Here is an 11002-nt window from a genome sequence, read left to right as displayed (position 1 = left end):
GATCACCGACGACACCTCACCGAGCCAGGCACGCTCGGGGGTCTTCTTCGAGGCCGTCAGCCGCTTGGACAGCTCGGCCGACGTGACGAACGGCAACCCCGCGGCGCGGGCGTCCTCACGGACGCGAAGCGCGTCGTTGAAGACCACCCGAGCACACCCGAACGACCTTGCCAGTGACGCACACTGACTGACGCTCGGGTACACGCGGAAGACGTACCGAAGCTGCATGACGGCCACCGTAGCATCCTGGTTCATGTCACCACGGTGGAATCCGAACCCCGTATATGCGCACCGGCCTTCACGTCATCTACAACCTGCACGTCCACTTGGTCTTCGTCACGAAGTACCGACGCAGGGCCTTCACGGACGCCATGCTGACCCGCTGCGAAGAGATCATGCGGGACGTGTGTACGGACTTCGAGGCCGAGTTGAAGCAGTTCAACGGCGAGCAGGACCACGTGCATCTGCTGGTGCACTACCCGCCCAAGGTCCAGCTCTCCAAGCTGGTCAACAGTCTCAAAGGCGTCAGCTCCCGGCGTCTGCGACAGGAGTACGACAGCCACGTCCGCCGCTACCTGTGGGGCGGCCGCTTCTGGTCCGGCTCCTACTTCGCGGGCTCATGCGGTGGTGCGCCGCTCACCGTCGTACGCCAGTACATCGAGAGTCAGCAACGCCCGACCGCCTGACCCTCGCCCCGCAGGCGCAGAGAACTCCGGCGCTCCGCGCCTCCGGGCCAGGGATGGCCTTCACCTCCGGCGTGAACGCCGGAGCACTGGCCAAGATCAGAGGTAGACCACCTCGGGGAAGCTCGGCGACGGGCCGTCCAGGAGGTGGTCGTCGTGGCCGCGCAGCCAGCGGTCGAAGAACGACGCGACGTACGAGCGGGTGGCGAGCACCGCGCGGTCCGGGCGGACGTCGCCGACGTCCTCGGTCAGCTTCTCCCCGCTGATCGCACCCTGGCGGGCGAGCTGGGGCAGCAGGGACTGCGCGTCGGTGTAGGAGCCGTGGCGGGAGCCGGTGAGGGTCACGTCGGCGTGCCAGCCGGTGCTGTGCTGCCACAGGGCGTCCCAGCCGGGCTGCCGGTGGTAGCTGCCGGAGTCGGGGTCCTGGGTGCCCATGAGCAGGAAGGGCCGGGTCAGGCCGTCCTCGGCGACGCTGGGCAGGAAGACGCCGGTCCTCCCGTCCGGGCCGGGGAAGTGCAGCTGGCCGTCGAGGTTGACGCCGGCCTTGAGGCGCGGATCGTCGTGCATGGTCTGGAGGGCCGTGGAGCCGCCCCCGGAGTGGCCGACCATGCCGATCCGGTCGAGGTCGAGGGAGGCCGCGAGGCCGGCCGGCAGCCGCTTGTCGTGGCGCAGCCCGGCGAGCTGGTCCAGGACGAAGCGGGTGTCGTCGACCCGGGTCTGCAGCGTCTTGCGCAGGAGGGCGCCCATGTCGAGGCCGGGCTGGGCGAACAGCGCGGGGAGGACGGAGGTGGCGAGGTCCCCGTCGGGGAAGGCGACCTCGGAGGCGTCGTAGGTGTGGTCGACGGTGACGATCACGTAGCCGCGCGAGGCGAGGTCCTCCACCAGGCCGGTGCCCCAGGTGCGCGGGTCGCCGAAGCCCGCCGAGTACAGCACGACGGGCCGCTTGCCGCCGGGGAGGGCGGGCGCGTCGGCGCGGGCGTGGGTGCGGATGCCTGCCCAGTCGGTGCGGCCGGGCTCGAAGACGTAGTCGCTCTGGCCGGCGCTCCCGGCGCTGCCGAAGTGGTCGGCGGCAGCGGGGAGCATGTACGGTGCGCGGTCGTTGCCGGTGGCGGGCCGGGTGGTCGGGTACCAGAAGCTGATCATCAGCTTGCGGTGCTGCCCGGGCTTCCAGGGGTCGTCCCGGCCGTCGTCCGTGAGCTGCAGGGACGTCGTGCCGACCGGGTACGGCCCGGTGGGCTGCGGCAGCCAGGCCCTGGCCTGCTGCTCGGTGCCCAGCCCCGGCGCCGCCACCGCGCCCGGTGCGCCGACCACGCCCAACGTCGCCGTCGCCGCCAGCAGCACCGCCGCCACGGCCCGTCCTCGCCTGCTCATCGCCGTTCCTCCTCGTTCGGTTCCGTCTTCGCCCTCAACACGGGCGACGGTACGGGCGAGGAGGGGCGGAAACCGTCATACCGGGGTGCCAAGTCCCGCTGTAGTACCCCGGTATGACGGTGTCCGGCGCTGTCCGGCTCCACACCTCGTGCCGGTGGTTTCCGGACGGGCCGACCGTCGGGATCCGGCAGCGATCACTGCCCGCCCTCCGGTCCGGTGCCGCGCCCTGGGCGCCGACCGAAGGCGTCGCGCAGGTTCGTCCGAGGCCCCGACGGGTCCTCCGGTCCGGCCTGGGTCCGGCCCTCAAAGGCGTAGTCGGCCCGCATGGCTGCCCGGGGCAGGGCGTCGTCGAAGTCCGCCAGGGTCTTCAGCTCGGCAGGGTCGCTCGGGTCGGTTGTGCCGAGAAAGCCGGGACGGTTGGCACGCCGGGTGATGCGCAGGGCATGGCCGCTCAACTCGCCGAGTTCATCGGCGCGTTCGTCGCATTCTGGATCTTCGGCGTTCCACGGTTCCAGCACACTCACCCACGAGGCGCTGCGGTCGAAGCGCCGGACCAGCTCCCGTCGATGCGGGTCGCGCAGCGCGCCCGGCGGTCGAGCAGCAGCAGTCCGGGCGCCTCGGCGGGTCGTGGTCGCGTCCTCCGCCGATCAGGCGTCGAGCACCTGGCCGTCGCGCCTGACGACCGGTCCTTGCGTCGACCACGGGAACTCGATCCAGTCGTCGGTCCTCTTCCACACGTACTCGCACTTCACCAGGGAGTGCGACTTCTCGTAGATGACGGCGGACCGGACCTCGGCGACATGGTCGAGGCAGAAGTCGTGCACGAGCCTCAGTGTCTTGCCCGTGTCGGCGACATCGTCGGCGATCAGGACCTTCTTGTCGGTGAAGTCGATCGCGGCGGGCACAGGCGCCAGCATGACGGGCATGTCGAGAGTGGTGCCCACGCCCGTGTAGAACTCGACGTTCACCAGGTGGATGTTCTTGCAGTCCAGCGCATACGCCAGACCGCCCGCGACGAACACCCCGCCGCGGGCGATGCTCAGGACGAGGTCGGGCTCGTAGCCGTCGTCGGCGATCGTCTGCGCGAGTTCGCGCACCGCCCGCCCGAAGGTCTGGTAATCCAAGGTCTCGCGCACATCAGTCACGGCGATCAGTGTCCTTGGCCGCCGGCCGGGCAGCGAGCACCGGCACGCTGAGGAGCGAAAGTGTGGCGCTTCACACCCCGGCCGCACGCTCCGGGCCGGGGCCGTGCCCCGGTGGGCCCCTCTGCCATACCCAGAGGTAAGCTCCGGACATGGGGGGAAGGCGCGCAGCTGACGCAGGCCGAGGCGGGCAGTCGGTATGAGGTGTTTCACACCGGCTGCCCCGCACGTGACATGGTCGACCACGTGACCAGCAGGTGGGGCATCTGGGTGCTGATCTCCTTGCGGAGCAACGACCTTCGGTTCTACGAGCTGCGCGACAGCATCCAGGGCATCAGCGAGAAGATGCTCGCTCAGACCCTGCGCGCGCTGGTCCAGGACGGCCTGGTCTGGCGGGAGGTGGAGCCGACGACGCCGCCCCGGGTCACCTACGGGCTGTCCGAGTTCGGTCGGGACGTCTGCGAGCCGCTGACGGACCTGTTCAACCGAACCACACAGCAGCTGCCGCCGCGCAGCCCGGGGCAGTGCGGTGGTGGTCGGCCGCGGCGCGATCCTCACTGGTTCCGGTCGGCCCAGGCCGCCACGAGGTCACGGCAGCTTGCGATGCGGGGGTGGCATCCGCACGCACCGACGGGCTCCGTGCCGTCCTCGTCCGGGGTTCCGGACCTGCGCGGCCCGTGACGCGACAGGCCGGGCGGTGTCACGGCTCCCGGCGGGCGCGTTCGGTGATGTTGCGGGCCATTCCTCCGAACACCACCGTGTGGAACGGTGCGACCGACCACCAGTAGGCGTGGCCGGCCAGGCCGTGCGGGTGGAAGAGCGCCCGCTGGCGGTAGCGCGTGCGGTGCTCACCGTCCGGTGTGACGGACAGTTCGAGCCAGGCCAGGCCGGGCAGCCGCATCTCGGCGCGCAGCCGGAGCAGTCGGCCCGGCTGGATCTCCTCGACCCGCCAGAAGTCGAGGGAGTCGCCCACCCGCAGCCGGGCGGGGTCGCGGCGGCCCCTGCGCAGGCCGACGCCGCCGGCCAGGCGGTCGAGCCGGCCCCGCAGGGCCCAGGCGAGCGGGAAGGAGTACCACCCGTTGTCGCCGCCGATGCCTTCGATCACCCGCCAGACGGCGGCGGGTGACGCGCTCACGGTACGTTCCCGGAGGTCCTGGTAGAGGCTGCCGCCGGCCCAGTCCGGGTCGGTGGGCAGCGGGTCGCTGGGGGCGCCGGGCAGTGAGGCGGAGGACCAGCGGGTGGCGACGTCGGCCTCCTTGATCCGGCGCAGGGCAAGGGTCACGGCCTGGTCGAAACCGGTCAGGCCCTCCGGTGGGTCGGGCACCCACCGGGCGATGTCGTGTTCACCGCAGACGACCTCATGGCGCAGGGACTCGACCAGCGGACGGGCGATGGAGTTGGGCACCGGGGTCACGAGGCCGACCCAGTGGCTGGAGAGGCGGGGAGTGAGGACCGGCACGGGGACGATGAGGCGCCGTCGCAGTCCGGTCAGCCGAGCGTAGCGGTGCATCATCTGCGCGTACGTCAGGACGTCGGGGCCGCCGATGTCGAAGGTGCGGTTCACTTCGGGCGGCAGACCGGCGGCGCCGGCCAGGTAGCGCAGGACGTCCCGGACGGCGATCGGCTGGATCCGGGTGGAGACCCAGTGCGGCGTGACCATCGCGGGCAGGCGTTCGGTGAGGTGGCGAAGCATTTCGAACGAGGCGCTGCCGGAGCCGATGATCACGGCCGCACGCAGTTCGGCCGTGGGCACACCGCTGCCGCGCAGGATTCGGCCGACCTCGGCGCGGGACCGCAGATGGGGCGAGAGGTCCGCTTCGGGCACCCCGGCGGGGACGAGACCGCCGAGGTAGACGATCCGGGTGACGCCGGCGGCCGCGGCGGCGGCTCCGACGGCACGGGCTGCCGCGCGGTCGGTGGCCTCGAAGGCCGGTCCGGTGCCGAGGGAGTGCACCAGGTAGTAGGCCACGTCGACGCCGTCGAAAGCCTCTGCGAGGGTCTCGGGCCGGCTCACGTCGCCGGCGGCGATGTCGACGTCCGCCCGCCACGGTTGGTCCCGCAGCCGGCCGGGATTGCGCACCAGGCAGCGGACGCGGTGTCCCCGGGCGAGCAGCTCGGGCACCAGGCGGCCGCCGATGTAGCCGCTCGCGCCGGTCACCAGGCAACGCCTCGCTCCGGCTCGCTGTGCGTCCATCTCGACTCCTCATCCGAAAGCCGGGCCCGCCGACTCCTGCGGTCGGCCGGAGCAGCGGGATCAGGATCGCGTCCCACTTCGGAGCCCGCGACCGGGCGGATCGGCCGGCGCGACGACCGGTCCGGGCCCCTGCTCGTTCCGCAGCGATCCGGGTGACCGGCCGAGTATCCGGGTGACCGGCCGAGTATCCGGGTGACCGGCCGACGGATCGGCACCCGGGCACGGCTGATCGGCTTCGTCGCCGCCGCCTTCCCCGCGTCTCGGCGGACCGCCCGGCGACCGACGCCGACGGCAGCCCCGCAGAGCGCGGGGAACACATGGCGTGGGTGTCCGCCCCGTCGCACGACCGGGAGCACCGGGTCGGTCCTCCGGCTGCCGGGACACCGGCGCCTCGCCGCGCAGCCCGGTCGCAGCGACTGAAGCGACCGGGGCCGCGGGTCGGCCCGCGGTGGTGCTGGGCCGGCAGGCCCGCTTCGGCCACGGCTGTTCCAGCCGCACGTGGCCGGCGAGGTCCTGGACCGCGCCGGCCACCTGGGCACCCTGGAACTGTTCTTCGCCGGGATCATGCCTGTCCTGCGCCGCGAACTCCCGAGCCGCTCGCTGGACGACGCCGACCGTGAACGGCTGTCGGCGGGCTCGGACGGGCTCGGACAGGCGTTGGCCGGTTGTGACGAACTCTGACGGCCGCCGCTCAGCGTCAGCGGGAGCAGGCGATTCCCCGGGCGGCGGCCCGGGCCGCGGCAGCCGCGCGGCTGGGGAGGTCGAGTTTGGCGAGGATGTGTTCGATGTGGGTCCCCACGGTGCGCGGCGTAACGTATACGCGGTGGCGTCGTCCGGGTAGCTCCCGGCCAGGGTGATCGACGACTGCCTGGCAAGGCGCGGGCCTGATCTTGGACGGCTGACCACGGCCAGGCCCGACATCACGCCTTCAAGTTCGGTAGCCGGGGTGACTACGCTTCGGACCGTGATCGATCACGGAATCGCCTATCCCTACCACCGTCTCCACGTCGTGCCTGCGGTCGTGGCGCTCGCGAGCCCGACCTGGCAGCGAGAGGTCTGGCTGGATCCGAACCAGCTCGAGGATCTGGACTACATCGTGCACGTGCTCTTCGACGACTTCTGCGATGCGAAGAACCCGTCGAACTGCTTGGGATTCAGCCTTCGCACCGAGCAGGAAGTCGAGCTGATGGCGCGTCTCGGCGCCGACTACATGGCGGTTCAGAACGCGGTCGGCGCCTCGGCCCCCGACGAGGTCTACCTGGACGCCCCGGGATGGCCCGCCGTGCTCGCCGCGGCAGCTCGGTTGGCTCAGGTGCTGGTGGAGAACGATCTCACCGCTCTGAACAACCTGCACGAGGCGGGCCACCGCTGGCCGCCGGGCACCGGCGAGCTCCCGGACGACGCGGACTACTTCTGACCGCGCGCACGCGGGGCCGACTGTGACTGCCTCGGTAGCGGACACCGCAACACCCTTCCGTACAAGGAGAAAACATGCCCAGGGACGTCGCAACGGTCTGTCTGAAAGCGACCGCTGCCGACGACGTGACGGCCGCCCTCACCGCGGCCCTCACCCCCTTCGCGCACGACGTCCAGCCGGTGGACGGGCGCTGGCAGGGCGAATGGGACTGGTGGCACGTCTACGGAGGCGACGGTGAGCGGGGGCTGGCAGTCCGCCCTGGCCATGAGAACGACCTGCGACTGATCCGCAGCCCCACCTGGCTTGACGGCTCCCCGCGCCCGGCGCAGCCCGCGCACCGGTGCGACGGCGGACCCCGAGGCCTCCTCGACCTCGACACCGAGCGCACGGCCGCAGCCGTCGCCGCAGCCCGGGAACGGGACACCTGGTCCGCGTTCGCCGCGCAGTTCCCGCCCGCCCACTCCCTCCGGACGATTGCCGAACGCAGCCCGTCCGGTCCCCCCGCCGCCGGCTCCGCCTACCAGGCGTTCACGGAACAACCGCTCATGCGGGCTCTTGCCGCCTGGCGGCAGTCCGACCCGAGCGCCCCCACATGGACGAAACACTCGGATCCCATCGGGCACTTCGCCATGAGCCGTGAGCAGTACGCACATCGAACCGCCGTACGGGTCCAGACCACGAACGTCCTGGTCACCCTCGACGGCCGATGGACCGACTGCTTCGAGTACGCCCCCACGCCGCAGCAGCCGATCGCGGCCGACGCGTACTTCGACTTCGCGGACCGGTACCTCCGCGAACTGCCGGACGACGCGGTCATTGTCCGCGTCCGATTCCATTCGTGACGCCGAGCGCCACCGGGGCCACCACCACCATGGCGGCGGCCCCGCTGTCCTGTCAGCGAGCCGCCGGTGTCCTGTCAGCGGTGACGAGGCCAGAATTCGCAGGCCGGAAGACCGACGACTGGCAGGGGAACATCCACCTCCACGTCACCGGAATGGGGACGCCATGAGAGCGAGCATCAGGGGTTACAGCAGTCCGGACGTGGATCTGGACAACTTCGCACCCGAGGACCCGGAGCGTTTCGCCTTCCTGCTACAGGTGCTCGTCGGGCCTGAAGGGGGCATCGGCGCGGAGTCGTTGAGCTTCACGGTCTGCACGCCGGGCCACCTCTCGAGTCTGGTGGACGAGATCGGAACGGTCCCCGGGCACGGGCTGGTCATCACCAAGTCGTGTGACATCGACGAGATCATCGCCATCGTCGACAGGATGGTGCTGCGGCAAACCGGGGAGGACTGGCGCGCTGTGGCCAAGAACCTCGGGAGAATCGGCATCATTGAGTCCGAAGATCTTCTGATGACCCGATAGGTGCCCGGAGTCGTCTCCGCGCCTTCGGAACACAACCGGTCACCATCGAGCGGGGCCGGCAGCAAGCACCACCTGATCGTCGAGGCACACGGCATCCCGCTCGCGGCAACCACCACCGGCGGCAACCGCAACGACGTCACCCGACTGATCCCGCCGATCCGCGGCCTCACATCCGGGATCTCAGCACGTCGACCTCACAGCCCGGCGCGTAGGGGTCGAAGCCGTGCTCGATCAGCCAGCGAACCACCAGCAGGCTTCGCAACGACCACCACGCGTGGATCACGTCGAGGTCGACGTCGCTGCCGTAGCCGGCGATGACGTCGTCGAGGTGCTCCTCGTGTCCGAGCGTGAAGGTGGCGAGGTCGTACAGGGCATCACCCTGGCCCGCCTCGGACCAGTCGATGATGCCCGTGACCTCGTCGCCGTCGACGAAGACGTGCGCGATCTGCAGGTCGCCGTGCGTGAACGCGGCAGTCCACGGCCGGAGCGCGGCCTCGGCGACCTGGCGGTTGCGGGTGACCAGGTCGGCGGGCAGGACGCCGTTCGTCACGAGCAACTCGCACTCGTCGTCGAGTTCCGCCGCCAGCGCGACGATGCTCCGCCCGGCCCGTCCCGGCCGAGACGGCAGCGGCGCGTCGTGCAGCTTCCGGATGGCGGCGCCCGCCGCCGCCCACGCCGCCGGTGACCCGGTCGACGGCCCGCCGAGGCGCCCGAGCGTCGTGCCCGGAAGCGCGGCCAGCGCGAGCACGGGCGGCTTGCGCCACAGGACCTCCGGGGTCGGGACCGGCGCGAGAGCCATCGCCTCGACCTCGACGTCGATGCGCGCCTGATCGGCGTCCACCTTCAGGAACACGTCGCCGACGCGCAGAGTCACACGCTCGGAATGGGCGACGACGACTTCGACCTCATCCATGGACGACCAGTATCCCGGGAATGACCGCCGACGTCGCCGGGTTTGTCGCGTGCGATGGCGCGGCTGACCGCGTCCGGCCACCCGGCGGCCTCGTGCACGAGACCCGCTGCTGCTCAGGTTGAACTCGCCTTGTCGCGGGTGCTGACGAACCTTGATCCCGGCGGTATGACACCGGGATGCGTACGCGTGGCGGGGCGGGTTCACTGCCCAGCAGCAACAGCGCGCTCGCGCCCGACCGGTCAGGGTCGCCCCGGGGCGACCCGATGGGTGCCCGTCACTGCCATGACCAGGGAGTACACCGAGGTCGTCGCGGTGATGAAGAGGCGGTTGTTCTTCGGCCCGCCGAAGGTGAGGTTGGAGACGGGCTCGGGGACGAGGAGCCGGCCGATCAGCGTGCCGTCCGGGTCGTAGCAGTGCACGCCGTCGCCGAAGGCGGCCGCCCACAGGCGCCCTCCGTCGTCGAAGCGGATGTTGTCGAAGCTGCTGTCGGGCGCCTCCGCGAAGACCTTGCCGTCCGAGAGGGTGCCGTCGTCGCGCACGTCGAAGACGCGGATGTGCCCCGCCCGGCTGTCCGACACGAACAACTGCCGCTCGTCGAGCGAGAACACGAGCCCGTTGGGGCCGGTGAAGCCGTCCGCGACGAGCCGTACCTCGCCGCTGCCCGGGTCGATGCGGTAGACGTTGCACGCGCCGATCTCGCTCACGGCGCGGTGGCCCTCGTAGTCGCTGGTGATGCCGAAGTCGGGGTCGGAGAACCAGATCGAGCCGTCGGAGCGCACCACCGCGTCGTTGGGGGAGTTGAGCCGCTTGCCCCGGTACCGCTCGGCGAGCACGGTGATCGAGCCGTCGTGCTCGGTGCGGGTCACCCGCCGGTTGCCCTGCTCGCAGCTGATGAGGCGGCCCTCGCGGTCCAGGGTGTTGCCGTTGCTGTGACCGGCCGGGGAGCGGAAGACGCCGACCGTGCCGGTGACCTCGTCCCAGCGCAGCATCCGGTCGTTGGGGATGTCGCTCCAGATCAGCTGACGCCAGGCGGGCAGGTAGACCGGACCCTCTGCCCACCGGCAGTCCCCGTGCAGCTTCTCCAGCCGGACGTCGCCGTTGGCGCACTTCCCGGCGCGGAAGCGGTCGTCCAGGATCTCGTACAGGCCGAAGAGAATATCGTCAGACACTATTCGCCCCTTGGTGCTTGTTGCTGAATTTTGTTCGGCGAAGCCCGAGTATGGCAGAAGCGGATATGGTTGCACCATGACATCGGAGAACCTCGACGAGATCGACCGCACGCTGGTCGCGCTGTTGCAGCAGGACGCCGGGCAGGCGTACGCGGCCCTGGGCAAGGCGATCGGACTGTCCGCGGGAGCGACCCACGAGCGGGTCCGCAAGCTGCGCGAGCGCGGGGTCGTCCGGCGGACGACTGTCGAGGTCGATCCGAAGGCGCTCGGGCTCGGCGTGCTGGCCTTCGTGATGGTCGAGTCCTCGGCGTGGATGGGGGATTCGGCCGAGGCCTTCGCCGCCATCCCGGAGATCGAGGAGGCCCACATCATCGCGGGCAGCGCCTCGGTCCTGGTGAAGGTGCGCACCTCCACCACCGAGCAACTCCAGGACGTGCTACGGCGGTTGTACGCGATCGACGGAGTGAGCGGCACCCAGGCGACGGTCTCGCTGGAGACCTTCTTCGAGCGCCCGCCGTCACCCGCCCGGTAGACCTGGCGCGAGGGAAGGCGGACCGGCCCGTGAGCGCTGCGCGGGATGCCACGGCGGGGCGGTGGGGTTCGCGGTCGAGGACGGGCATCTGGTGAACCTGTCGGCCGGGCGGCCGCGTCCGACTCTCCCGTGGGTCACGCCGCGCCGGTGCGGACCGTCGATGACGCGGGCGCCACAGCCCGCGGCGAGGCCTCCCGGGCGGGCGAAGCCGTACGG

At 70.9% G+C, this 11002-nt stretch carries 13 protein-coding genes and 2 pseudogenes; 8 read left to right on the top strand and 7 right to left on the bottom strand.

From position 1 onward, the window contains the following. Nucleotides 1-228 (bottom strand): helix-turn-helix domain-containing protein (locus AB0O11_RS34195; RefSeq protein ID WP_363394819.1); only part of this gene is annotated, 228 nt, incomplete at its 3' end. 56 nt (nt 229-284) lie between these two features. On the opposite strand from AB0O11_RS34195, the gene tnpA reads away from it, so the two are divergent. Then, nucleotides 285-686, top strand: a complete 402-nt coding sequence (gene tnpA / locus AB0O11_RS34190) for an IS200/IS605 family transposase (RefSeq protein ID WP_363394811.1) — start codon at nt 285-287, stop codon at nt 684-686. Between the two features lie 96 nt (nt 687-782). Here tnpA and AB0O11_RS34185 read toward each other — a convergent pair whose 3' ends face one another. The 3 genes from AB0O11_RS34185 to AB0O11_RS34175 form a co-directional block, all read right to left on the bottom strand. Further along, nucleotides 783-2054, bottom strand: a complete 1272-nt coding sequence (locus AB0O11_RS34185; protein ID WP_363394809.1) for an esterase — start codon at nt 2052-2054, stop codon at nt 783-785. A 194-nt stretch (nt 2055-2248) separates the two neighbouring features. Beyond that, nucleotides 2249-2578, bottom strand: coding sequence for a hypothetical protein (locus AB0O11_RS34180; protein WP_363394807.1), 330 nt, complete (start codon nt 2576-2578; stop codon nt 2249-2251). A gap of 123 nt (nt 2579-2701) precedes the next feature. Beyond that, nucleotides 2702-3199, bottom strand: a complete 498-nt coding sequence (locus AB0O11_RS34175; RefSeq protein WP_363394805.1) for a phosphoribosyltransferase — start codon at nt 3197-3199, stop codon at nt 2702-2704. 231 nt (nt 3200-3430) lie between these two features. On the opposite strand from AB0O11_RS34175, the pseudogene AB0O11_RS34170 reads away from it, so the two are divergent. Further along, a pseudogene (locus AB0O11_RS34170) lies at nt 3431-3703 on the top strand (helix-turn-helix domain-containing protein); the annotation flags it as partial. A 193-nt stretch (nt 3704-3896) separates the two neighbouring features. Here AB0O11_RS34170 and AB0O11_RS34165 read toward each other — a convergent pair. After that, nucleotides 3897-5390 carry an SDR family oxidoreductase gene (locus tag AB0O11_RS34165; RefSeq protein ID WP_363394803.1) on the bottom strand — a complete coding sequence of 498 codons (1494 nt, stop codon included), beginning with the start codon at nt 5388-5390 and terminating at the stop codon, nt 3897-3899. 498 nt (nt 5391-5888) lie between these two features. On the opposite strand from AB0O11_RS34165, the gene AB0O11_RS34160 reads away from it, so the two are divergent. The 5 genes and pseudogenes from AB0O11_RS34160 to AB0O11_RS34140 form a co-directional block, all read left to right on the top strand. Beyond that, nucleotides 5889-6071, top strand: a complete 183-nt coding sequence (locus AB0O11_RS34160) for a hypothetical protein (protein WP_363394801.1) — start codon at nt 5889-5891, stop codon at nt 6069-6071. Nucleotides 6072-6354: 283 nt separating this feature from the next. Beyond that, nucleotides 6355-6807 (top strand): hypothetical protein, encoded by a 453-nt coding sequence (locus AB0O11_RS34155; protein WP_363394799.1) that lies wholly within the window; start codon nt 6355-6357, stop codon nt 6805-6807. Between the two features lie 74 nt (nt 6808-6881). Further along, nucleotides 6882-7649: a hypothetical protein gene (locus AB0O11_RS34150; protein ID WP_363394797.1), complete on the top strand. Its 768-nt coding sequence runs from the start codon at nt 6882-6884 to the stop codon at nt 7647-7649. Between the two features lie 163 nt (nt 7650-7812). Beyond that, nucleotides 7813-8172 carry an Imm8 family immunity protein gene (locus AB0O11_RS34145; RefSeq protein ID WP_363394795.1) on the top strand — a complete coding sequence of 120 codons (360 nt, stop codon included), beginning with the start codon at nt 7813-7815 and terminating at the stop codon, nt 8170-8172. A 57-nt stretch (nt 8173-8229) separates the two neighbouring features. Beyond that, nucleotides 8230-8340 (top strand): annotated as a pseudogene (locus tag AB0O11_RS34140) (IS5/IS1182 family transposase); the annotation flags it as partial. Here AB0O11_RS34140 and AB0O11_RS34135 read toward each other — a convergent pair. Together AB0O11_RS34135 and AB0O11_RS34130 are read right to left on the bottom strand one after the other, a co-directional pair. Continuing rightward, nucleotides 8339-9085 carry a phosphotransferase gene (locus AB0O11_RS34135; protein WP_363394793.1) on the bottom strand — a complete coding sequence of 249 codons (747 nt, stop codon included), beginning with the start codon at nt 9083-9085 and terminating at the stop codon, nt 8339-8341. The pseudogene AB0O11_RS34140 and the gene AB0O11_RS34135 overlap by 2 nt on opposite strands. 239 nt (nt 9086-9324) lie before the next feature. After that, the gene (locus AB0O11_RS34130; protein ID WP_363394791.1) at nt 9325-10254 is read right to left on the bottom strand and encodes an SMP-30/gluconolactonase/LRE family protein; all 930 of its coding nucleotides are present in this window, start codon (nt 10252-10254) and stop codon (nt 9325-9327) included. A gap of 76 nt (nt 10255-10330) precedes the next feature. Between AB0O11_RS34130 and AB0O11_RS34125 the strand changes: the two genes are divergently transcribed. Then, nucleotides 10331-10786 (top strand): Lrp/AsnC family transcriptional regulator, encoded by a 456-nt coding sequence (locus AB0O11_RS34125; protein WP_363394789.1) that lies wholly within the window; start codon nt 10331-10333, stop codon nt 10784-10786. The last annotated feature ends 216 nt before the right edge of the window (nt 10787-11002 follow it).

It is taken from the genome of Kitasatospora sp. NPDC093102 (assembly GCF_040683915.1).
Classification (GTDB): domain Bacteria; phylum Actinomycetota; class Actinomycetes; order Streptomycetales; family Streptomycetaceae; genus Kitasatospora.
Note: the sequence above shows the minus strand (reverse complement) of the source record. Positions and strands in the feature narration are given on the sequence as shown.

What these genes read in the sequence shown, in the direction of transcription:
- AB0O11_RS34150 (WP_363394797.1), top strand. Translation starts at nt 6,882, where the DNA reads ATGCCCAGGGACGTCGCAACGGTCTGTCTGAAAGCGACCGCTGCCGAC.
- AB0O11_RS34145 (WP_363394795.1), top strand. Translation starts at nt 7,813, where the DNA reads ATGAGAGCGAGCATCAGGGGTTACAGCAGTCCGGACGTGGATCTGGAC.
- AB0O11_RS34185 (WP_363394809.1), bottom strand. Translation starts at nt 2,054, where the DNA reads ATGAGCAGGCGAGGACGGGCCGTGGCGGCGGTGCTGCTGGCGGCGACG.
- AB0O11_RS34135 (WP_363394793.1), bottom strand. Translation starts at nt 9,085, where the DNA reads ATGGATGAGGTCGAAGTCGTCGTCGCCCATTCCGAGCGTGTGACTCTG.
- AB0O11_RS34165 (WP_363394803.1), bottom strand. Translation starts at nt 5,390, where the DNA reads ATGGACGCACAGCGAGCCGGAGCGAGGCGTTGCCTGGTGACCGGCGCG.
- tnpA (WP_363394811.1), top strand. Translation starts at nt 285, where the DNA reads ATGCGCACCGGCCTTCACGTCATCTACAACCTGCACGTCCACTTGGTC.
- AB0O11_RS34125 (WP_363394789.1), top strand. Translation starts at nt 10,331, where the DNA reads ATGACATCGGAGAACCTCGACGAGATCGACCGCACGCTGGTCGCGCTG.